Source organism: Pseudomonas sp. Irchel s3h17 (genome assembly GCF_900187505.1).
Classification (GTDB): Bacteria; Pseudomonadota; Gammaproteobacteria; order Pseudomonadales; family Pseudomonadaceae; genus Aquipseudomonas.
In genome coordinates this window covers 109369-130629 of record NZ_FYDL01000006.1, presented here as the reverse complement: position 1 = coordinate 130629, position 21261 = coordinate 109369, and the positions used below count along the sequence as shown (strand labels likewise).

The 21261-nt window shown below is 61.2% G+C and carries 15 protein-coding genes and 1 pseudogene; 7 read left to right on the top strand and 9 right to left on the bottom strand.

The features are described 5' to 3' along the window. Positions 1 to 123 precede the first annotated feature (123 nt). Entirely contained in the window at positions 124 to 1419 is a 1296-nt protein-coding gene (locus tag CKW25_RS10255) for a glycosyltransferase (RefSeq protein WP_095079064.1), read from the bottom strand. 98 nt (positions 1420 to 1517) lie between these two features. Beyond that, entirely contained in the window at positions 1518 to 1883 is a 366-nt protein-coding gene (locus CKW25_RS10250) for a response regulator (RefSeq protein ID WP_095079063.1), read from the bottom strand. 261 nt (positions 1884 to 2144) lie between these two features. Between CKW25_RS10250 and CKW25_RS10245 the strand changes: the two genes are divergently transcribed. The 4 genes from CKW25_RS10245 (at position 2145) to CKW25_RS10230 (ending at position 8076) form a co-directional block, all read left to right on the top strand. Further along, the gene (locus tag CKW25_RS10245) at positions 2145 to 5618 is read left to right on the top strand and encodes a response regulator (protein ID WP_095079062.1); all 3474 of its coding nucleotides are present in this window, start codon (positions 2145 to 2147) and stop codon (positions 5616 to 5618) included. After that, a complete protein-coding gene (locus CKW25_RS10240) occupies positions 5591 to 6445 on the top strand; it encodes a protein-glutamate O-methyltransferase CheR (protein WP_095079061.1) in 855 nt (284 codons plus the stop codon). Before CKW25_RS10245 ends, CKW25_RS10240 begins: the two co-directional genes overlap by 28 nt. Continuing rightward, positions 6439 to 7620, top strand: coding sequence for a hybrid sensor histidine kinase/response regulator (locus CKW25_RS10235; protein ID WP_095079060.1), 1182 nt, complete (start codon positions 6439 to 6441; stop codon positions 7618 to 7620). The genes CKW25_RS10240 and CKW25_RS10235 overlap by 7 nt, the downstream gene beginning before the upstream one ends. 78 nt (positions 7621 to 7698) lie before the next feature. Then, complete coding sequence (locus CKW25_RS10230; protein ID WP_095079059.1) at positions 7699 to 8076, top strand: response regulator; 378 nt, start codon at positions 7699 to 7701, stop codon at positions 8074 to 8076. Between the two features lie 66 nt (positions 8077 to 8142). Here the strand turns inward: CKW25_RS10230 and CKW25_RS10225 are convergent, their stop codons facing one another. The 5 genes from CKW25_RS10225 to mexE form a co-directional block, all read right to left on the bottom strand. Further along, a complete protein-coding gene (locus CKW25_RS10225) occupies positions 8143 to 9198 on the bottom strand; it encodes a tetratricopeptide repeat protein (RefSeq protein ID WP_095079058.1) in 1056 nt (351 codons plus the stop codon). A gap of 75 nt (positions 9199 to 9273) precedes the next feature. Continuing rightward, complete coding sequence (locus CKW25_RS10220) at positions 9274 to 10173, bottom strand: bestrophin family protein (RefSeq protein WP_095079057.1); 900 nt, start codon at positions 10171 to 10173, stop codon at positions 9274 to 9276. A gap of 669 nt (positions 10174 to 10842) precedes the next feature. After that, positions 10843 to 12264, bottom strand: coding sequence for an efflux transporter outer membrane subunit (locus CKW25_RS10210; RefSeq protein ID WP_095079055.1), 1422 nt, complete (start codon positions 12262 to 12264; stop codon positions 10843 to 10845). Continuing rightward, positions 12261 to 15440 carry an efflux RND transporter permease subunit gene (locus CKW25_RS10205; protein ID WP_095079054.1) on the bottom strand — a complete coding sequence of 1060 codons (3180 nt, stop codon included), beginning with the start codon at positions 15438 to 15440 and terminating at the stop codon, positions 12261 to 12263. Before CKW25_RS10205 ends, CKW25_RS10210 begins: the two co-directional genes overlap by 4 nt. Before the next feature lie 15 nt (positions 15441 to 15455). After that, positions 15456 to 16709, bottom strand: coding sequence for a multidrug efflux RND transporter periplasmic adaptor subunit MexE (gene mexE / locus CKW25_RS10200; RefSeq protein ID WP_095079053.1), 1254 nt, complete (start codon positions 16707 to 16709; stop codon positions 15456 to 15458). Positions 16710 to 17073: 364 nt separating this feature from the next. On the opposite strand from mexE, the gene CKW25_RS10195 reads away from it, so the two are divergent. Further along, complete coding sequence (locus CKW25_RS10195) at positions 17074 to 17391, top strand: helix-turn-helix transcriptional regulator (RefSeq protein WP_095079052.1); 318 nt, start codon at positions 17074 to 17076, stop codon at positions 17389 to 17391. After that, a complete protein-coding gene (locus tag CKW25_RS10190; protein WP_095079051.1) occupies positions 17384 to 18643 on the top strand; it encodes a type II toxin-antitoxin system HipA family toxin in 1260 nt (419 codons plus the stop codon). The genes CKW25_RS10195 and CKW25_RS10190 overlap by 8 nt, the downstream gene beginning before the upstream one ends. 8 nt (positions 18644 to 18651) lie before the next feature. On the opposite strand, the pseudogene CKW25_RS10185 reads toward CKW25_RS10190, so the two are convergent. After that, positions 18652 to 18891, bottom strand: a pseudogene (locus tag CKW25_RS10185) (IS3 family transposase); the annotation flags it as partial. A gap of 105 nt (positions 18892 to 18996) precedes the next feature. Then, entirely contained in the window at positions 18997 to 19911 is a 915-nt protein-coding gene (locus tag CKW25_RS10180) for a LysR family transcriptional regulator (RefSeq protein WP_095079050.1), read from the bottom strand. A 267-nt stretch (positions 19912 to 20178) separates the two neighbouring features. Here CKW25_RS10180 and CKW25_RS10175 point away from each other — a divergent pair, with 267 nt between their 5' ends. Beyond that, positions 20179 to 21201, top strand: coding sequence for a zinc-dependent alcohol dehydrogenase family protein (locus tag CKW25_RS10175; RefSeq protein ID WP_095079049.1), 1023 nt, complete (start codon positions 20179 to 20181; stop codon positions 21199 to 21201). The last annotated feature ends 60 nt before the right edge of the window (positions 21202 to 21261 follow it).

The following is a 21261-nucleotide window of genomic DNA, read 5'->3' as shown; positions in this document are numbered from 1 at the left end:
GAATAGCGATTGCTATCGCTGGCCGACCTGGTGCTGCTCTGTCGTCCCTCCAACCCGAGAAAGGCGAACGCCCAGTGAGGTCAATTTCACCATGGGCCGGGGCCTGGTCGGGTGAGAAGGTGGTTAGCGTGTGTTGCGGTTTTTCTCTTCAATCCACTGCGACATGTATTGCGTGCTCTTGTGTTGATGATGACGCAGCATGCCACCGATAAAGTTCTGCCGACGCAGCGCCAGCAGGTTGTCACGGCAGTGCTGCAACCGGTCGATCAGCGCCGGGCCATGGACGCTCTGCCGGTAACGGGCGTCGAGCAGGTGTACGCCGGCATCCTGGGCCCGGGTCCACAGTGCCTTGTCCTGGTACAGGCGCACCGCCGCCTGGGCGATGGCCTCGGCACTATCGGCAATCTCACCGGCCCACGGCATATCCCCGGACATGCCTTCAGCGCCGGTCGGCGTGGTGATGTTCGGTGTACCACAGAGCATCGCATCGAAGATCTTGCCCTTGATCCCTGCGCCAAAGCGCAGGGGCGCGAGGCAGATGCGCGCGGCCGACATGACCTGCAGGGCGTCTTCGGCCCAGTTCATGACATGAAAGCCCTGTGCCGGGTTGTGCAAGGCCGTGGCCTTGGGTGGGGTGTAGGCACCGTAGATGTGCAGTTGCGCACCGGGCAACTGTTGGCGGATCAGCGGCCAGATGGCGGTTTTCATCCAGAGCACGGCGTCCCAGTTCGGTGCGTGGCGGAAGTTGCCGATGCTGAGGAAATGCGCACGGTCTTCAAATGGCACGAAAGCTTGCGTCGGCGGGTCGAGCATCAATGGGCACCAATGCACACTGCTGCGTGGCACCGAGAAATGCTCCACCAGCAACTGGATTTCCACTTCCGAGATCATCAGGTTGAGGTCGCAGCGCAACAGTGCGGCAATTTCCCGCTTGGCCAGCTCAGTGTCGGCCATCAGGGCAAACTCCTGCGCCAGTGCAGGGGCAAACAGCGAGGCAAAATCATTGTGGTCGTCGCTGGCCTTCAGGCGGTCTTTCAAACGCTGGTGGCGAGCGTGACGCAGGCTTTGCAGGTCCGAGGTTTCCAGGACCCGCAGCGCATCAGGGCAGTGTTTTTCAACGCGCCAGCCGAACTGTTCTTCCATCATGAACTGGTCGAACAGCACGATATCCGGTGCCAATTGACTGACGAAGGCATCAAAGCTGCTGTTGTTGAGCTCGATGGGCTGTTCCTTGATACCCATCGACAGCAGGTCGGCCTTGTGCTCGCCGACGCCTGCGGGGCTGCTGAAGGTAATGTCCCAACCCTGCCGGAGAAAGGTTTCGAGGATTTGCATGACGTGACCGCTGGCGGCGGATGAGCGCGGTTCGGGCCAGACGTAACCAATGACCAGGACCTTGGTTGCGCGAGACGGACTCATGAGCGGTATTTCCTTGAAGCGGCAGGTGGGCAGGGAAGTGCGGGGGCGCCATTAAACCACAGCCCAGGCATTTGCAGGCCGGGCGGCGACAGTGCCCTCTAGGAGGCGTCGCCCAACAGGCTTTTGACTTTGTCGCGCAGTTGATCGATGGAGAACGGCTTGCCGATCACCGACATGCCGTCAGGCACCTCAATGCTTGCGGCATAACCACTGGCAAACAGAACCGGGAGGTTGGGGCGCAGTTCGCGGGCGCGCATGGCCAGTTCCTTGCCATCCATTTCCGGCAAACCCACATCGGTCATCAGCAGGTCGATCGTATTCGCCTGGTTTTCCAGCAGGATCAAGGCGTCAGTGCTGCCTTCGGCCGCAAGCACCTTGAACGCCAGTTCCTCCAGTACATCGACGATCAGCATGCGTACGATGGCGTCGTCTTCGACGACTAGGATGGTGGTGGTGACGGACATAAGGGCTGTTCTCGAAAGGGCGTTCGGTGACCGGGGCCATCACAATGTCCGGCATCTTCATCAATGATTAGCGCTACCCGACACGTTCGCAAAGCTGTACAGCAAAGCTGTTAATGTACAGGAATCGGCGGCGATCTTGCGCGTCTCGGGATCATTAGAGGGCAATACCGGCAATTGCTGGCTAGGCTGTCAGAAACATGGATCCCACATTCGCTTTTGGGGCAAACTCCTTCTCTTGTGACAGTTCACCAAGGCCTCTCAATGAACGCTTCGTCTTCGGTTGATGAGCAAAGCTTTCGCAAACTCCTGAGTCGTAACGTCAGTTTGCCGCTGGGACTGGGTGTCCTCAGCGTCGTGTTCTTTGTCTCCCTGATCACCTACCTGATGTCGGTCATGCAGAAGGTCGAGCAGACCGACCGGGTGATCAATAACGCCAACGAAGCAGTGAAGCTGACGGTTGACCTGGAAACCGGCATGCGCGGCTATCTGTTGACCGGTGACGCGCATTTCCTTGACCCCTATGAAACGGCAAAGCCGCGGATCATCGTGGCGCTCAACACCTTGCAGGAGCTGACGGCGGACAACCCGGTACAGCTTGACCGGTTGCGTCGGATCGAGGCATTGCAAACCGAGTGGAATGCCTATGCCCAAACGATGATCGACCTGCAACGTAGCAGCGGCGACTACCGCGCGGCGGTGAAGGTCGGTCGTGGCAAGCGCCTGACCGACGAAATCCGCAAACAGTACGAAGACGTCACCGGCATGGAGCAACAGCTGCGCGCCACACGCAACGAAGAGGTTCGTCGCACGACGATCTGGAGCATCTCCCTGTACGTGCTGTTCATCGTCGGCATCAGTGGCTTGCTGGCCTACGTCGGGCGCCGGGACCTGGTCAGCCTTTCGAAAAGCTACAGTGCCAACCTCGCCGCGCAACAAAAGAGCGCCCGGCGCCTGGAGCAGCAAGCCTGGTTGCGCAAGGGGCAGACCGAACTGGCCGAGCAGGTCCTCGGCCAGATGACGCTGAACCTGTTGGGTCGCAGTATCCTGCAGTTTTGTGCCCAGTACCTGGGCAGTGTCGTCGCGGCCCTGTATGTGAAGGACGATCATGGCGGCCTTGTCCGGGTGGCCAGTTATGGTTTCTCCAGTGAGCAGCAAGCGCGCGGACAATCGATCGCCAACGGCGAAGGCCTTGCCGGACAGGCGGCCCGGCAAGGTCGCTTGATCCGCCTGGACGATGTCCCGGGCGACTATTTCAAATTCAGCTCCGGGTTGGGCGAAGGGATGCCCCGCAGCGTGCTCGTGGTGCCTGCCACGAACGACGACCAGGTCAACGGGGTGATCGAGCTGGGTTTTTTGCGTGCCCTGGACGAGCGCGATATCGAACTGCTGGAGATGATTGCCGGCAACATCGGCACCTCGCTCGAGGCGGCGCGCTATCGCCAGCGCCTGCAGGAGGTGCTGGCCGAGACCCAGCAGCTCAACGAAGAGTTGCAGGTGCAGCAGGAAGAACTCAAGGCGGCCAACGAAGAGTTGGAGGAGCAGTCGCGGATTCTCAAGGAGTCCCAGGCCCACCTGGAAACCCAGCAGGTCGAGCTTGAGCAGACCAACGAGCAACTGGCAGACCAGGCACTCACCCTGGCCGAGCAGCGCGATGTCCTGGACCTGAAAAACACCGAGTTGCACCAGGCCCAGGCGCAGCTCGAAGAGCGTGCCGAAGAACTGCAGCGCTCGAGCAAGTACAAGTCCGAGTTCCTGGCCAACATGTCCCATGAACTGCGCACACCGCTGAACAGTTCATTGATCCTGGCCAAACTGCTGGCCGAGAACCCCCATGAGAACCTCAGTGCCGAGCAAGTGCAGTACGCCGAGTCGATCTACTCGGCCGGCAACGACTTGCTGAAGCTGATCAATGACATCCTCGACATTTCCAGAGTCGAGGCCGGCAAGCTGGAGATACGGGCGCAGAACACCCGTGTCGCGCGGCTGGTAGATGGCCTGCGCGGGATGTTCGTGCCCCTGGCCGCCGACAAGCAACTGGTGTTCACGGCTCACGTGCAGGCGGATGCAGCGCCGATGCTGTTCACCGATCCCCAGCGCCTGGAGCAGGTGCTCAAGAACCTGTTGTCGAACGCGATCAAGTTCACCGAAACCGGCACGGTCAGCCTGACCGTCATCCACCAGCCGGACGCCAGGATCGGTTTTGTGGTTCGCGATTCGGGGATCGGTATCGCCAGCGATCAACTTGAAAGTGTTTTCGAGGCGTTCCGCCAGGCCGACGGCACCACCAATCGTCGTTACGGCGGCACGGGGTTGGGATTATCGATCTCGCGGGACCTGGCGGCCTTGCTCGGTGGATCGATCAGCGTCAGCAGCGAGCCGGGACAGGGCAGTGTCTTCACCCTGGTGCTGCCTGAGCGTTACGTTGAGGACGATGCGCGGCAGACTCAATCGATGACCGCAGTGCCTGCACCCGCGACGCTCGCCAAACCCCGGGATGGCGCACCGCAGGCGCCACGCTGCGCCGATGACCGCGACAACGCGCCATTTGCCAGCCGGTGCATTCTGGTGGTGGAGGACGAGGTCAACTTTGCGCATATCCTCTACGACCTGGCGCATGAGTTGGGGTATCAATGCCTGGTGGCCCATGGTGCCGACGAGGGCTATGAACTGGCCACACAGTACCTGCCCGATGCGATCCTGCTGGACATGCGCTTGCCGGACCACTCCGGCCTGACCGTGTTGCAGCGTCTCAAGGAACAGGCCGACACCCGGCATATTCCGGTCCATGTGATCTCGGTCGAGGACCGCGTCGAGGCCGCCATGCAGATGGGCGCGGTCGGCTATGCCGTCAAGCCGACCTCCCGCGAAGAGCTCAAGGGCGTGTTTGCACGCCTGGAGGCCAAGCTGACGCAGAAGGTCAAGCGGGTGCTGCTGGTTGAAGACGACGACCTGCAACGCGACAGCATTGCCCGCCTGATCGGCGACGATGACATCGAGATCACTGCCGTGGGGTTTGCCCAGGACGCGCTGGACCTGCTGCGCGACAACCTCTACGACTGCATGATCATCGACCTGAAACTGCCAGACATGCTCGGCAACGATCTGCTCAAGCGCATGTCCAGCGAAGACATCTGCTCGTTCCCGCCGGTCATCGTCTACACCGGGCGCAACCTGACCCGTGATGAAGAGGCGGAACTGCTCCGCTATTCACGCTCGATCATCATCAAGGGCGCGCGTTCTCCCGAGCGCTTGCTGGATGAAGTGACCTTGTTCCTGCACAAAGTCGAATCCCGCTTGTCCCATGAGCGGCAAAGGATGCTCAAGACTGCCCGCAGCCATGACAGGGCCTTCGAGGGTCGCAAGGTGCTGCTGGTGGATGACGACGTGCGCAACATCTTTGCCCTCACCAGTGCCCTGGAGCAAAAGGGTGCCGTCGTGGTCATTGGCCGCAATGGCCGCGAGGCGCTGGAAAAGCTCAATGCGGTCGAGGACATCGACCTGGTGCTGATGGACGTGATGATGCCGGAGATGGACGGGCTTGAAGCCACGGCCCGGATTCGCCAGGAGCCGCGCTGGCGCAAGCTGCCGATCATTGCCGTGACCGCCAAGGCGATGAAGGATGATCAGGCGCGCTGCATGCAAGCGGGTGCCAATGACTACCTGGCCAAGCCCATTGACCTGGATCGCCTGTTCTCGCTGGTTCGCGTATGGCTACCGAAGATGGAAAGAGTTTAGTGGAGCGCAGCTCAGGCACCGCTTGCGAGATCGAACTGCGGTTGCTGATCGAAGCGATCTATCTCAAGTACAGTTACGATTTCCGTGATTATTGCGCTGCGTCGATTCAGCGTCGGGTCAACCACGCACTGCCTCAGTTCGAGTGCAGGACCATCTCGGCCTTGCAGGAGCGGGTGCTGCACGACCCGGCCGCGTTCATGCAGTTGCTGCAACTGCTGACGATTCCGGTCAGCGAGATGTTTCGTGACCCGGCGCACTTTCTGGCCATTCGCCAAGAAGTGGTGCCGCTGCTCAAGACCTACCCTTCGATCAAACTCTGGATCGCCGGTTGCAGCACCGGGGAAGAGGTCTATTCGTTGGCGATTCTGTTGCGCGAGGAGGGGTTGCTGGAACGCACCCTCATCTACGCGACCGACATCAACCCGCGGTCGCTGGAAAAGGCCCGGCGGGGGATCTTCTCCGGGGACAACATCCGCGCCTACACCCGGAATTATCAGCAGGCCGGTGGCCGGCGCTCGTTCGCCGACTATTACACGGCCGCCTATGACCACGGGATTTTCGACAAGAGCCTGTGCGAGCACGTGACCTTTGCCGATCACAGCCTGGCAACGGACAGCGTGTTCTCCGAAGTCCAGTTCATTTCATGTCGTAATGTATTGATTTATTTTAATAAAAAGCTGCAGGATCGGGCTTTTGGCTTGTTTCATGAATCGCTGTGCCATCGCGGCTTCCTGGCGCTGGGTAGCAAGGAGACCCTTGAGTTCTCCGCCTACGGCCAGCAGTTCGAGCCCTTGGTCAAACCAGAACGGATCTACCGAAAATGCTGAGTCAGATCCAGGCCAACGTGCTGATCGTCGATGACCTGCCGCAAAACCTGCTGGCACTCAAGGCACTGATCGCCGGTGAACAGCATACTGTCTACCCGGCGCAGTCGGCCGACGAAGCCCTGTCGCTGTTGCTGCAACACGAGTTCGCCCTGGCCATTGTCGATGTGCAGATGCCGGGTATGAATGGTTTCGAGTTGGCCGAGTTGATGCGCGGTACCGAAAAGACCCGGGACATCCCGATTGTCTTCGTCAGTGCGGCCGGTCGGGAAACGAACTACGCGTTCAAAGGCTATGAAAGCGGTGCCGTGGATTTCCTGCACAAGCCGCTGGACACCTGCGCGGTGAAAAGCAAGGTCAAGGTGTTTGTCGACCTGTACCGTCAGCGCAAGGCGATGAAGTTGCAGCTGGAGGCGTTGGAGCAAAGCCGCCGCGAGCAGGAAACCTTGCTCGAGCAACTGCAAGCCACACAAGGTGAACTGGAGCGTGCGGTGCGCATGCGCGATGACTTCATGTCGATCGTGGCCCATGAGGTGCGCACTCCTCTCAATGGGCTGATTCTGGAAACCCAGTTGCGCAAGATGCACCTGGCCCGGGACAACGCTGCCGCCTTCACCCTGGACAAGATGCACGCGATGGTCGATCGCGATGAACGGCAAATCAACAGCCTGATCCACTTGATCGAAGACATGCTCGATGTGTCGAGGATTCGCACGGGTAAGTTGTCCATTCGTCCGAGTCGTTTCGACCTGGCGCAACTGGTGGGCAGGGTGGTGCACAGTTTCGCCCCCCAGATCGAAGCCGCCGAGGCTTCGGTGACGCTGGTTGCCGGGCCGCCGGTGGAAGGCCGTTGGGATGAGTTTCGAATCGAGCAGGTGGTGTCCAACTTGCTGACCAATGCCTTGCGATACGGTGGCAAGGCGCCGATCAGTGTGCATGTCTATCTTCGGGATGGTCAGGCCCGGGTCGAGGTGCGTGACGGCGGGATGGGAATCAGCGAGGATAACCAGGCGCGGATTTTCCAGCAGTTCGAGCGGGTGAGTGCCAGGAATGGGGTGGCCGGCCTTGGCTTGGGGTTGTTCATTTGTGAGCAGATCGTGACGGCCCACGGTGGCACCATCCGTGTCGAGAGCAAGATTGATCAAGGGGCGTTGTTCCGTGTTTGCTTGCCTCTGTAGCAAGACGGGCAAAAAAAACGCAACCTATGCATGACCTCAGGGTCGTAATAGCAGCTATTGACCGAACAAAGGCTTCCCATGAGTGAAGATGCACAAGATGTCGTACTGATTGTCGAGGATGATCCTTCGATCCTGATGGTGCTCGCCGCGTATCTGTCGGGTGAGGGTTATCGGGTGTTGCAGGCCGTGGATGGCGAGGAGGCCTTCGCGATTCTGGCCAGCAAACCCCACCTGGACATGATGATCACCGACTACCGGTTGCCTGGTGGCATCTCGGGGGTACAAATCGCCGAGCCCGCGGTGAAGCTGCGACCGGAGCTGAAGGTGATCTTCATCAGTGGATATCCGCAGGAAATTCGCGAGTCGGGCAGTCCCATTGCGCAGAAGGCACCGATCCTGGCCAAACCCTTCGACCTCGACGAGTTGCAGGAATTGATGCAGGAAATGCTGTCCTGAACCACTCCCCATGTGGCGGCACTTGATCCTGATCGAGTGCCGCCGCCTGCGTTGTACCTCGGCCGATTACAGGCCTTGCTGCAAGGCGGGGTCGTCCGGATTCATCTGCTCAAGCTGTGCCAGCAATACCTGGACATTCTGCAGCTGGCCGCTTTCCTTCCAGTAGTTGATCAGCAGTACCCGGGCCTTGCGGTCGGCGGGATGGCGCTGAACGATCTCTTGTAGCTGTTTTTGCGCCGCCTCCAACTCCTGCTCCTCATGCAGGGTTGTCGCCAGGTCGTAGCGATATTGTTTGTTATTGGGTTCCAGCTCCACAGCCCTGGACAGCCCCAGCAGGGCGAACTCGTTCTGCCCGTGATGCAGCAGCCACATCCCCAGGGCGTGCTGCAGGTAAGCCGAATCGGGTTGGGCCTTGAGCTGCCTGGCCAGTAACTGCTGGGCCGCTTCGCTTTGCCCCTGCTTATCCAGCACGTCGATCTGCAGCACCAGTGCCGGCAGATTCCCCGGGTCCAGGCGCAAGGTGGCATCGAGCGCCTGCTGCGCTTGCTTCAGTTCGGCGTTGTGCAGGTGCAGGCGTGCCAGCTGGTACTGGCTTTGCGCGGTGACGGGCTGGTTTTTCAGCGACTGCTCATATTCATCGATGACTTGCTGCAAGGGCCCGAAATATAACCCCAGGTCATCGGGCGACAGGCCAAGCAAGGCGTTGGCGGCAGCAAAACGCACGGCTTGCTCGCTGTCGTCGAGCAACGGGCCGAGCAACAGACTGCGCTGACCGCTGGGGACCAGCCCGACGATGCTCTTGATTGCGGCCTGGCGGACCGCTACCGATGGGTTGAGCAAGTCCGCATCCGCCAGCTTCAACGCCTGAGGGCTCGGGTAATTGGGCAGTTCGGCATGCAGCCAGACGCGCCGCTTGTCCGAGATGTCCGGGCGGGCCAGTTGCTGATAAAGCACTCGGGCCGCACCGGGCTTGCCATTGCGCGCCCGTTCCAGGGCTTCGCTGTAGCCGCGCTTGATGGTCTCAGGCACCTGGGGGGCCGAATTGCGCAGGGAAAACCAGGCGACGGTGATGGCAAACAGGGCAAGCAGGCTGATGATCAAATAGCGGCGAGGCTTGGGCATGCAGTAATCCGGGCGCTGACAACGTGTGCAAGGGTGCAAGCTTCGGTCAGCTGGCGTCGTGAGTCAAACCCGGGGTCAGGTCAACACGTAATTGACCGGTGCCAGTGTCGGTGGAAGATCGTCAACGCCCAGGGCGGCCAGCACTTCGCGTTCCAGGGTGCGCAGGATGGCATTGCAGGGTAGATCGTTTTCATCGAAGCCGAACGGGTCCTCCAGGTCGTCACCAATTTCGTCGAGACCGAAAAAGGTGTAGCTGACGATGGCGGTAATCACCGGTGTCAGCCAGCCCAGCGGCCCGGCCATGGCGAACGGCAGCAGGATGCAGAACAGGTAAATGGTGCGATGCAGTAACAGGGTGTAGGGGAACGGCAGCGGTGTGAACTTGATCCGTTCGCAGGCGGCCTGGACCTGACTCAGGCTGACCAGCCGGTTTTCCAGTTGGGTGTAGCGCCATTCGCTGATTCGTCCATCCTCGGCGAGCTGCAAGCAGCGCGCACCGATGCGTTGCAGCAGGCGGTCGGTGAGGTTCGGGTGCCGGCGGTCCGGGGTGGTGTCCGCCCAGGGCTGGATGGCGGCCGCTTCATCCTCCAGTCGCAGGCGGGCGACCAGGCCATGGGCAAAGCCGCAGAGCGCTCTGAGCAGCGGTTCGCGCTGGCTGTCGTCCTTGAGCATTTGGGTTTGCCGAATCAGCGAGCGCAGTTCGACGATCATCTGCCCCAGCTGCTTGCGACCTTCCCACCAACGGTCGTAACAGGCGTTGTTGCGGAAACTCATGAAAATCGACAGCGACAAACCCAGCAGGGTGAAAGGTGTGACATTGACCCTGGAGAAGTAGGCCGGGTGCCAGGTTTCCACCAGCACAATGACCGACGCCAGCAGCGTCACCAGCAGGCAGCGCAGGGCAATGCGCTTGGCAATCGAACCCTTGAGGGAAAACAGCAGGCCAATCAGGTTGGGTTTGGGGCGGACGATCATGGTGGGGGGCTTCAGTCGGTCAGGTGCTGGCGTAGCGGATAAAGGCTAGTGGCCTGTGCCTGGCCTGTCCAATTGCTTTGGCTGACGGAGTGATCGATGGGCTCTATGACGAAGACAGCTGTGATCAGCTTCACACTGATGTGGCAAACAACATCGACCCCCACAAAGGCAGTGTCCATGCGCAATTGCAGCCGCTGCGACTTACTGTTCGTGGCGAGCGAGCTTGCTCGCGCTGGGTTGCGCAGCAACCCCAAAAAGGTCGCCGAGGCCTTGCCTGAAAGAGCGCAATCACCCGGCCAGGGACACTACGTGCTGGAGCGCCAGCCCGGCCCAGCGCGAGCAAGCTCGCTCGCCACAAAGGCAGTGTCCATGCGCAATCGCAGCCGCTGCGACTTACTGTTCGTGGCGAGCGAGCTTGCTCGCGCTGGGTTGCGCAGCAACCCCAAAAAGATCGCCGCGCCTTGCCTGAAAGAGCGCAATCACCCGCCAAGGCCACTACGTGCCCAGCGCGAGCAAGCTCGCTCGCCACAAAGGCAGGGTCCATGCGCAATCGCGGCCTCCGCGATGTGCCGTTTAGCCCTGTGAAGAAGCAAAAAAAACCCCGCGACCGAATGAGGCGCGGGGCAAAGAATTGGTTGGTTGCGGCCAACCAAAGGAGCACTTGTAAGCTTAGTTGCTGGCGACGGTTTCGGGTTGCCAGCCACCACCCAACGCTTTGTAGATGGCGACGATGCCGCGGTAGAGGTCGACTTCGGCCTGGGCCTGCGAGTCTTCGGCCGCCAGGCGTTCGCGTTGGGCGTCGAGCAGCACCAGGAAGTCCGCGGTGCCTTCGCGGTAGCGAATTTCCGCCAGGTCGGCGGCGGCGCGACTCGACTCGCTTTGGCGAATCAGCGAGATCAGGCGTTGCTGGCGCTTGCCGTAGTCGGAGAAGGCGTTTTCCGATTCTTCCAGGGCCAGCAACACTTGCTGTTCGTAGGTGGCCAGGGCGCCGTCGGCGTTGGCATCGGCGGCCCGCAAGCGGGCACGGACGCTGCCCAGGTCAAAGGCGGCCCAGGTAATGCTGGGGCCCAGCGCCCAGGCGTTGGCAGCGGATGAGCCGATCTGCGAGCCACGTCCTGCGGTGAAACCGAGGAAGCCGCTGAGGCTGACCCGTGGGAACAGGTCGGCCTTGGCCACGCCGATCCGGGCCGTGGCCGCGGCCAGTTTGCGCTCGGCGCTGAGGATGTCGGGACGGCGCTGCAGCAACTCGCCCGGATCACCGATCGGCAGGGCCTTGGCGATCGCCGGCAAGCTGGCGGGGCTCAAGTCGACGCTGAGCTTGTCCGGACGCTCGCCCAGCAGGGTAGCGATGCGGTTGCGCTGACGAATCTGCACTTCCTGCAACTGCGGCACGCTGGCTTCGACCGACGCCAGGCGTGCGTCGGCGCGAACCACGTCGAGCTGGTCGCCGACCCCGGCGTCGCGCAGGCTGATGGTGATCTTGCGCGACTCCTGCTGGTTCTGCAGGTTGGCCAGGGCGATCTTCTCCCGCAATTGCGCGCCACGCAGTTGACCGTAGGCGTCCACCAGTTCGGCAATCATCGTGACTTGCAGCTGGTACAGGTCGGCCGCGGCCACCTGGGTGTCGGCGTCGGCCGCTTCCAGGTTGCGCTGGATACGTCCGAACAGGTCGATCTCCCAGGCCATGTCCAGGCCCAGGTCATAACGTTCGCTGCTGACCCGGTCGGTGGTCTGGCCGGGAATCTGGCCCTTGGCCAAGTCACTGCTGACCCGGCTGGTGACCACCGGCATGGCGTCATTGCTGACATCATCACGGAACGCCCGGGCAGCCCGCAGGCGATCAAAGGCTACCCGCAACTCACGGTTGCCCTGCAGCGAGGTGTTCACCAACTGGTTGAGGATCGGGTCTTCGAACTGCTGCCACCAGATCCCTTCGAAGCGGGCGCGGTCGAAGTTCTGCTCGCCGTTGGCCCCCACGGTCGCGGACGTGATGTTGGCCGCTGCCGTCTCCGGGGTCTTGTAGTCCGGGCCGACGGCGCAGGCACTCAGGGCCAGCACCAGCAGGCTTGGCAGGAAGGCTTTCAGGCTCATTGTTGCGCCTCCAGTTTCAGGGCACGGGCCGCTTTGCGGGCGTCGCTGCGCTCCACATAACGGCGGATCAATACGTAGAACACCGGCGTCAGCAGCAGCCCGAAGAAGGTCACCCCGAGCATCCCGGAGAACACCGCCACACCCATGGCGTGACGCATTTCGGCACCGGCGCCGCTGGAGAACACCAGGGGCACCACCCCCATGATGAAGGCGAACGAGGTCATCAGGATCGGCCGCAGACGCAGGCGGCAGGCTTCCAGCACCGCACTGAGCGAGTCCATGCCTTCTTCTTGCTTGTCCTTGGCGAACTCGACGATCAGGATCGCGTTCTTGCACGCCAGGCCCACCAGTACGATCAAGCCGATCTGGGTGAAGATGTTGTTGTCGCCACCGGACACAATCACCCCGGTAATGGCCGACAGCAGGGTCATCGGCACGATCAGGATCACCGCCAGCGGCAGGCTCCAGCTCTCGTACTGGGCCGCCAGCACCAGGAACGCCAGCAGCACGCAGAGCGGGAACACGAACAACGCGGTGTTGCCGGACAGAATCTGCTGGTAGGTCAGGTCGGTCCATTCGTAGGTCATGCCGTTGGGCAGTTCCTCCTTGAGCAGCTTCTCGATGGCTTTCTCCGCCTGGCCCGAGCTGTAGCCAGGGGCGGCGGCTCCGTTGATTTCAGCGGTGATAAAGCCGTTGTAGTGCATCACGCGGTCGGGACCCGAGGTGTCGCTGACCTTGATGAAGGTCGCCAGCGGGATCATCTCGCCCTTGTTGTTGCGTACTTTCAGCTGGCCGATCTGGTCCGGCTCGAGGCGGAACTGCTGCTCGGCCTGGACGTTGACCTGATAGGTGCGACCGAAGCGGTTGAAGTCGTTGGCATACAGCGACCCCAGGTAGATCTGCAGGGTGTCGAAGATGTCGCTGACGGCCACGCCGTGGGTCTTGGCCTTTTCACGGTCGATGGCGGCATCGACCTGGGGCACGTTCACCGTGTAGCTGGTGAACAAACCGGTCAGTTCCGGCACGTTGTGGCTCTTGTTGATGATGTTCATGGTTTCCTTGTACAGCTCTTCATAGCCCAGGTTGCCCCGGTCTTCGATCTGCAGGCGGAACCCGCCAATGGTGCCCAGGCCCTGTACCGGCGGCGGTGGGAAGATCGCCATGTAGGCTTCCTGGATATCGGCGTACTGGCCGTTCAAGGCCCCGGCGATGGCCCCGGCGGATTCGCTCGGGTCCTTGCGCTCGTCAAAGGGCTTGAGGGTGACGAACACGATGCCGGCGTTGGGGCTGTTGGTGAAGCCGTTGATCGACAGGCCGGGGAAGGCCACCGCGCTTTCCACGCCCGGCTGCTTGAGCGCCATGTCGGACATGCGCTTGATCACCTCTTCGGTACGGTCCAGGCTCGCCGCGTCCGGCAGTTGGGCGAACGCCACCAGGTATTGCTTGTCCTGGGCCGGCACGAAACCGGTCGGCGTGTTGGAGAAACCGAAGAACGTCAGCACCATCAGGCCGGCGTACAGCAGCAGGGCGATACCGCTGCTGCGGATCACGCGGGTCACAGTGCCGACATAGCCATGGCTGGCGCGGTCGAAGAAGCGGTTGAACGGACGGAACAACCAGCCGCCGAAGAGCGTGTCGAGGACCTTGGAGAAACGGTCTTTCGGCGCGTCATGGCTCTTGAGCAACACCGCCGCCAATGCTGGCGACAGGGTCAGCGAGTTGAACGCCGAGATCACGGTCGAGATGGCAATGGTCAAGGCAAACTGTTTGTAGAACTGACCGGTCAACCCGGAGATGAACGCCGCCGGGATGAATACCGCACACAGCACCAGCGCCGTGGCGATGATCGGGCCGGTTACTTCACGCATGGCACGCTTGGTCGCTTCCACCGGGGTCAGCCCCAGGCCGATGTTGCGCTCGACGTTCTCCACCACCACGATGGCGTCGTCCACCACGATGCCGATGGCCAGCACCAGGCCGAACAGCGACAGCGCGTTGAGCGAGAAGCCGAACATATGCATCACGGCGAAGGTACCGATCAGCGATACCGGCACCGCCACCAGCGGGATGATTGAGGCGCGCCAGGTCTGCAGGAACAGGATCACCACCAGCACCACCAGGATCAGCGCTTCGAACAGGGTGTGCACCACTGCCTCGATGGAGCCGCGCACGAAGATCGTCGGGTCATAGACGATGCTGAAGTCCATGCCTTCGGGGAAGTTCTTCTTCAGCTCGGCCATCGTGCCGCGCACTTCGTTGGAGATCTCGATGGCGTTGGAGCCCGGGCGCTGGAAGATCGGGATCGCCACCGCCGGCTGGTTGTTCAGCAGGGAGCGCAAGGCGTACTGGCTGGAGCCCAGTTCGACGCGGGCAATGTCCTTCAGGCGAGTGATCTCACCGTTGTCGCCGGAACGAATGATGATGTTCTCGAACTCTTCCTCGGACACCAGGCGCCCCTGGGTGTTGACCGAGAGCTGGAACGCGGTGGCATTCGGTGCCGGTGGCGCACCCAGTGCACCGGCGGCCACCTGGCGGTTCTGCTCGCGAATGGCATTGACCACATCGGTGGCGGTCAGGTTGCGCGAAGCGGTCTTGTTCGGGTCCAGCCACACCCGCAGCGAGTAGTCGCCCATGCCGAACAGTTGCACATCGCCGACGCCGCCCAGGCGCGCCAGCTCATCCTTGATGTTGAGCAGGGCGTAGTTGGACAGGTAGAGCATGTCGTAGCGTTTATCGGGCGAGGTCAAGTGCACCACCATGGTCAGGTCGGGCGAGGCCTTGTCCACGGTGATGCCGATCCGGGTCACTTCTTCGGGCAGCTTGGGCTCGGTGCGCGTGACGCGGTTTTGCACCTGCACCTGGGCGTTGTCCAGGTCGGTGCCCAGGGCAAAGGTGATGGTCAGGGTGATCTTGCCGTCGGCGGTGGACTGCGAGGACATGTACAGCATGTTCTCGACGCCGGTGATGGCCTGCTCCAGGGGCGCGGCGACGGTTTCACCGATGACTTTGGGGTTGGCCCCCGGGAAGTTGGCACGCACCACCACTGTCGGTGGTACCACTTCCGGGTATTCGCTGATGGGCAGTTGGAACAGCGAGATGCTGCCGGCGATCAGGATCAGCAGCGATAGCACCGCAGCGAAGATCGGCCGTGAAATGAAGAACTGGGAAAAATTCATCGGAGTCTGTATCCCTTAACCGCGTGGAGTCGCAGCGGCGAGTTTCACAGCCGTGCCCGGCGCAACCTTGGCGGGCGCGACTTGGGGCAGGTTGCTGGCTTCAAGCGCCTGGCGTTGTTGTGCAAGGGCCGCGAGGGTTTCCTGGCTGGCCATCTGGACCACTTCAGGGGTCACCGGCGATCCCGGGCGCACCCGTTGCAGGCCCTTGACGATGATCGTGTCGTCCTTGTTCAGGCCGCTGCGCACAATGCGCAAGCCTTCGATCTTCGGCCCCAGCTCAACGGCGCGGTAGACCGATGTGTTGTCGGCGTCCATCACCAGCACGAACTTCTTGCCCAGGTCCGTGCCCACCGCTTCGTCCGTGATCAACACTGCCGAATAGGTGCCACTGCCCACCAGTTTCAGGCGCGCGTAAAGGCCAGGGGTGTATTCGCCCTTGCTGTTATCGAACACCGCGCGGCCACGGATGGTGCCGGTCTTGGGGTTGACCTGGTTGTCGATGAAGTTCATCTGGCCCAGGTGCGGGTTGCCGTCTTCATTGGACAGGCCCAGGTAAACCGGGGTGGTTTGACCGCGCTGGCCCTGGCGGGCGAGCTGGGTGTACTTGAGGTACACGCGCTCATCGGCGTCGAAGTAGGCGTAGACCTTGTCGGTGGAGACCACGCTGGTGAGTGGGGTGACATCGGCGGTCACCAGGTTGCCGGCGGTGATCTCGGCGCGGCTGACGCGGCCACTGATCGGCGCGGTTACCCGGGTGAAACTCAGGTTCAGTTTGGCCAGGTCCAGTTGCGCCTGGACGGCACCGACCGCTGCCCGTGCTTCCTGGGCGGCGCTGGTGCGCGAGTCGGCCAGTTCCGCGGAAATCGCGTTGCTGGTGCGCAGGCGTTCACCACGGCGGGCTTCGTTTTCGCTGCGGGTCGCATTGGCACGGCCCTGGGTGACCAGGGCTTCGAGGCGGCGGACCTCGGCCTGGAACGGACGCGGGTCGATCTGGAACAGCAGGTCGCCCTGTTTCACCAGCGCGCCTTCGGTGAAGGCCACTTCATCGATCTGGCCCGAGACCCGTGGGCGGATCTCGACGGTTTCCGGTGCTTCGAGGCGGCCGGTGAACTCGTCCCACTCGTTGACCGGTTGTTCCAGCACCTTGGCCACGCTGACCTTGGCAGCAGGCATGGCGGCGGCCGAATCCGGCGTCTTGCCGCAGGCGCTCATCACCAGCAAGGCCAAGGCGGCCAAGGGCAAGCGCAAATGTTTGAGTGACTGTTCCATGGATGCATCCGCCAATGTATTGAGATGGGCGGATGATGCTTCGCGAGTCTCTATCTCACGAATCGAATGAGGCAAAGGTAACTATCATTCGGAATGATATGAGCGGCAGTCGAGCCGTCTAGGAGGGTCATGTTGCGCAGTTATGGGGGAGGGATCGTCGTACGCAGGCCCCGTGGCGAGCGAGCTTGCTCGCGCTGGGCTGTGCAACAGCCCCAAACCCACCACAGAAGTCTTTCTTGAATTGTTGATAATGCAGGCAACTCGCAGAAAAACACAAATACTGGGAATTACGAGCGTTGAACTGGACTGTGGTTAATTCTATAATTTTGGGTGTTAAGTGGTGTTTAGCGACGGAAGGCACGCTATGTTGGATTTAAGCTTCAGTAAGCCGAGTGAGATCGTCAAGCGGCTCTGCAATCGCCTGCGCACGGAGCGGCTGGCGCTACAGATGACGCAAGCCGATGTGGCCGGTCGCGCCGGTATTGGGACCAATACCGTGTCCAACCTCGAAGCTGGGCGCAATGTCGGGTTCGAGAATGTGGTCCGTGTGGCCATGGTCCTTGGACGAACCAAGGAGCTCGAAGGACTGTTCTTGCCAAAGCTGGACAGCCTTGAAGACATTCGCCGATACGAAAACAGTGTCAATCGTCATCGTGCCAAGAGGAAGTCCGACAATGCTTGAGCAAGTTGACGTCTACTACGATGGTTGGGGTGAACGTTGGCTGTGGGGCACGCTTGTGTCTACGACCGCTATCACCGGTCGCCCGCAGATTGTGTTCGAGTACAGCAATGAAGCGAAGAGTAGAGGCTTGGAGCTGTCGTCCTACACACTTCCATTGGACGGCCCCCAGTTACGTCGAGGCTTTCCGGCCCATCAGTTAGGCCTGCCAGGGGCTGTCTACGACTCTTTACCTGACGGTTGGGGCATGCTGCTGATGGACCGGTTGTTCAGGCGCCGCGGCCTCAACACAGCACGCATCGGCGCTCTGGAGCGGCTGGGCTATATTGGCAAGAATGCCATGGGGGCAATGTCGTTCGAGCCCGTGGCGCCCGAGGGGCGGGAGCCGGAAGCGCATATCCCCCTTGAGCTGCTTGCGGCTGAGATTCAGGAAGTTCTCAATGGTGAAGGTGGGGAATTCCTGCAGACGTTGCTGCTGGTGGGGGGCTCGCCTCAAGGCGCAAGGCCAAAGGCGTTGGTCTATCGCGATCCTCAAACAGGAGCCTTTACCACCGCCGCCAAGCCGGGCTTTGAAGCCTGGCTGATTAAGTTCCCGGCAAAAGAAGAACATCCCGAGGTGTGTGCTATCGAAATGGTCTATGCCGAGTGCTTGCGCATGTGCGGCATCGAGACCCCGGACACGCAGCACTTCAATCTGCCCAACGGGCTGGCAGCCTTCGCGAGTAAACGCTTTGATCGTATGGGCGGTCAGCGCGTGCCCATGCAAAGCCTTGCAGCCTTTACCGGGGCTGACTACAAGTCACCGGGGGCCTTGGACTATGTCAACTTCTTGCGTGCGACACAGATGTGCACCAACGATGTGCGAGAGAAAGCTATCGCCTTCGAGCGTGCCGTCTTCAATGTCGCGTTCAACAACCGAGACGACCACCCCAAAAACTTCGCCTACGTCATGTCGCCGTCCGGTGCATGGCGGCTGGCGCCGGCCTACGACGTGACTTTCTGCGAGGGACCAGGCGGTTATCACCAGATGGACGTGATGGGCGAGGCCTTGGAGATTGATCGAGAAGCGATGCTCAGACTTGCAGATGAAGCAGAGGTCTCAGCGGCGACTGCTGGCGGCATCATTGACAGAATTTGCCGCGTCGCGAGCCAGTTTGGGGCCATCGCCGAGAACATTTGCCCACACGCGATCACCCAAGACGCCCTTGATATCATTCAAGGCCGAATCGACGAGAACATCGACCTGCTGCGCTAACGCCAAACCGGGATATCGAGTCTTTCTACCGTCGCTCGTTTGCAGGCATGTGATCCGGGTTGTTTACTGACTAAATCAAGCTCGCGTATCAAGCTGCGAACGTTGAATCGACCAAGCTGTTCACCGTCCTCACGCATCGGCGACAGGATGCTGCGGCTGGCCGCAGGCCGCAGGGAATTGCCGGGTGAGGCGTAACCGTGGGCTTTCCGAAACTCCGGCCTCAAGCGTAACGTTCGGTAAACATCCGGCCACGTTACCTTCCGAACTCCTGCATCAAAGGGCGATGGTGTCCGCCTCTTTTGATCTGACCCCGGAAAGTTGGACATCAACATCGGGGTATTGCGTGAGGCTCTTCAGAGGCTATCAGGATCGCCAAAGAACATTTGTATGCGCGAACGCAGCCACCGCTCGCCCGGATCATTGTCCTGGGAGCCGCGCCAGGCCATGTGCAGTTCGAAGCTGCGGGTCGGCAGTGGCGGATCTTCGGCGCGCACGCCACCGGCGGCGGTCAGGGCTTCGGCGGTGTAGTCCGGCACGGTGGCGACAATGTCGGTGCCCGCCAGCAACGTACTCAAGCCATTGAACTGCGGCACGGCGAGCACCACGTGGCGCTTGCGTCCGAGCTTTTCCAGTTCTTCATCGATAAAGCCGCTGAGGTCGCCGGCAAACGACACCAGTGCGTGGGGGCGGGCGCAGAAGTCGTCCAGGCTCAAGGCCCCGGGCATGGTGTCGGCGCGCAGCAGTTTGGGCAGGCTGCGACGCAGCACTTTGCGCTTGGCATTGGCGGGCAGGTCGGTGGTGTAGCTGACACCGATGGAAATTTCGCCCGAGGCCAGCAGGCTCGGCATCAATATGTAATTGACCCGACGCACCACCAGGACAATCCCGGGGGCTTCGGCGCGCAGACGCTTGAGCAGCATGGGCAGCAGGGCGAACTCCACGTCATCCGACAGGCCGATGCGGAACACCGCGGTGCTGGTGGCCGGGTCGAAATCGGCCGCTCGGCTGACCGCGGTGGAAATCGAGTCCAGGGCCGGCGAGAGCAGGGCGAAGATTTCCACCGCGCGGGCGGAGGGTTCCATGCTACGGCCGGTGCGAACAAACAGCGGGTCATCGAACAGGCCGCGTAGGCGAGACAACGCCGCGCTGATGGCTGGCTGGCCGAGAAACAGCTTCTCCGCGGCGCGGGTCACGCTGCGTTCGTGCATCAGTGTTTCAAACACGATCAACAGGTTCAGGTCGACACGACGCAGGTCATTACGATTCATCTGGAGTCCTGGCAGAGTCAGCAAACTTGACGAGTGCGGCCATTTGAGAACAATGGCCGGCATGAATCTTACGGGGAAAGGCTGTTACTCTGCACCGAGTAATTCATTTTTCCCACAATGCTGGTTCGGTTTTCTATGTCTATTGACGGATTGCCGGGGCTGCGGAATCAATGACAGGCATGTCGACTATTAATAGCCACTGATGGTCTTGGCCAGAAAGCCCGGATAAAGTTCATGGCATTAGAGGTTACTTTGACGAGGTTTGCGATGTCCCGCACGATCCGTTTTCACAAGTTTGGTCCGGCCGAAGTGCTCCAATGCGAAGAGCATGCGGTCGCCCTGCCTGCGCCGGGCGAAGTGCAGGTGCGCGTCGAGGCGATTGGCATCAGTTGGTATGACACGCTCTGGCGTCAGAACCTGGCATCGTCTCACGCACGGCTGCCGTCCGGCCTGGGCAGTGAGATGGCTGGCGTGGTGACGGCGTTGGGTGAGGGCGTGGACGATCTGGCCGTTGGCGACAAGGTAGCCAGCTTCCCGGCGCAAAGCCCCAATGATTACCCGGTGTACGGCGAGCAGATCGTGTTGCCTCGTACGGCGTTGACTCGTTACCCCGATGTACTCAGCCCGGTCGATGCGGCCGTGCACTACACGCCGCTGCTGATCGCTTATTTCGCCTACGCCGACCTGGCCCGGGTCAAGCCCGGTCAGTTCGCCCTGGTCACCGATGCCAGCCACTGTGCCGGTCCCGCCTTCGTGCAACTGGGCAAGGCCTTGGGTGTGCGGGTGATTGCCGCGACCAAGACCTTGCAGGAGCGTGAATACCTGTTGTCCCTCGGTGCCGAGAAGGTGATTGTCACCGAAGAGCAGGACCTGCTCATGCAGATCAACAAGCTCACCGGCAACCGCGGTGTGGATGTGGTATTCGATGGCCTTGGCGGCCCGCAGATGTCGTTGCTCGGCGATGTCCTGGCGCCCCGTGGCAGCCTGGTGCTGTATGGCCTGCAAGGCGGCAACCAGACACCGTTTCCGGCCTGTGCGGCGTTCCAGAAGAACATTCAGTTTTTCGTGCACTGCATCGGCAACTTTACCGGCAAGCCGGAGTTGGGCATCGCCCAGGACCAGGGCGCATTGCAAAGGGCCCTGCGCGAAATCAACCAACTGACGGCCGATGGCGTGCTGTCGCCGCTCAAGACTCGGGTCTTCCCGTTCGCCGAGTTTGTCGAGGCACACCGCTACATGGACGAATGTCCGTGCCGCGAACGGGTGGCGCTGCAAGTCGAACCGCTATGACCCTGTACAAGAGCCCGCAATAGCGGGCTCTTTGCTTTTTACCCGGCGGTCGATTCGCTG

Excerpts from the sequence above, each read along its gene's own strand:
- CKW25_RS10255 (WP_095079064.1), bottom strand. The coding sequence starts at position 1,419 with ATGAGTCCGTCTCGCGCAACCAAGGTCCTGGTCATTGGTTACGTCTGG.
- CKW25_RS10250 (WP_095079063.1), bottom strand. The coding sequence starts at position 1,883 with ATGTCCGTCACCACCACCATCCTAGTCGTCGAAGACGACGCCATCGTA.
- CKW25_RS10245 (WP_095079062.1), top strand. The coding sequence starts at position 2,145 with ATGAACGCTTCGTCTTCGGTTGATGAGCAAAGCTTTCGCAAACTCCTG.
- CKW25_RS10240 (WP_095079061.1), top strand. The coding sequence starts at position 5,591 with ATGGCTACCGAAGATGGAAAGAGTTTAGTGGAGCGCAGCTCAGGCACC.
- CKW25_RS10235 (WP_095079060.1), top strand. The coding sequence starts at position 6,439 with ATGCTGAGTCAGATCCAGGCCAACGTGCTGATCGTCGATGACCTGCCG.
- CKW25_RS10230 (WP_095079059.1), top strand. The coding sequence starts at position 7,699 with ATGAGTGAAGATGCACAAGATGTCGTACTGATTGTCGAGGATGATCCT.
- CKW25_RS10225 (WP_095079058.1), bottom strand. The coding sequence starts at position 9,198 with ATGCCCAAGCCTCGCCGCTATTTGATCATCAGCCTGCTTGCCCTGTTT.
- CKW25_RS10220 (WP_095079057.1), bottom strand. The coding sequence starts at position 10,173 with ATGATCGTCCGCCCCAAACCCAACCTGATTGGCCTGCTGTTTTCCCTC.
- CKW25_RS10210 (WP_095079055.1), bottom strand. The coding sequence starts at position 12,264 with ATGAGCCTGAAAGCCTTCCTGCCAAGCCTGCTGGTGCTGGCCCTGAGT.
- CKW25_RS10205 (WP_095079054.1), bottom strand. The coding sequence starts at position 15,440 with ATGAATTTTTCCCAGTTCTTCATTTCACGGCCGATCTTCGCTGCGGTG.
- mexE (WP_095079053.1), bottom strand. The coding sequence starts at position 16,709 with ATGGAACAGTCACTCAAACATTTGCGCTTGCCCTTGGCCGCCTTGGCC.
- CKW25_RS10195 (WP_095079052.1), top strand. The coding sequence starts at position 17,074 with ATGTTGGATTTAAGCTTCAGTAAGCCGAGTGAGATCGTCAAGCGGCTC.
- CKW25_RS10190 (WP_095079051.1), top strand. The coding sequence starts at position 17,384 with ATGCTTGAGCAAGTTGACGTCTACTACGATGGTTGGGGTGAACGTTGG.
- CKW25_RS10180 (WP_095079050.1), bottom strand. The coding sequence starts at position 19,911 with ATGAATCGTAATGACCTGCGTCGTGTCGACCTGAACCTGTTGATCGTG.
- CKW25_RS10175 (WP_095079049.1), top strand. The coding sequence starts at position 20,179 with ATGTCCCGCACGATCCGTTTTCACAAGTTTGGTCCGGCCGAAGTGCTC.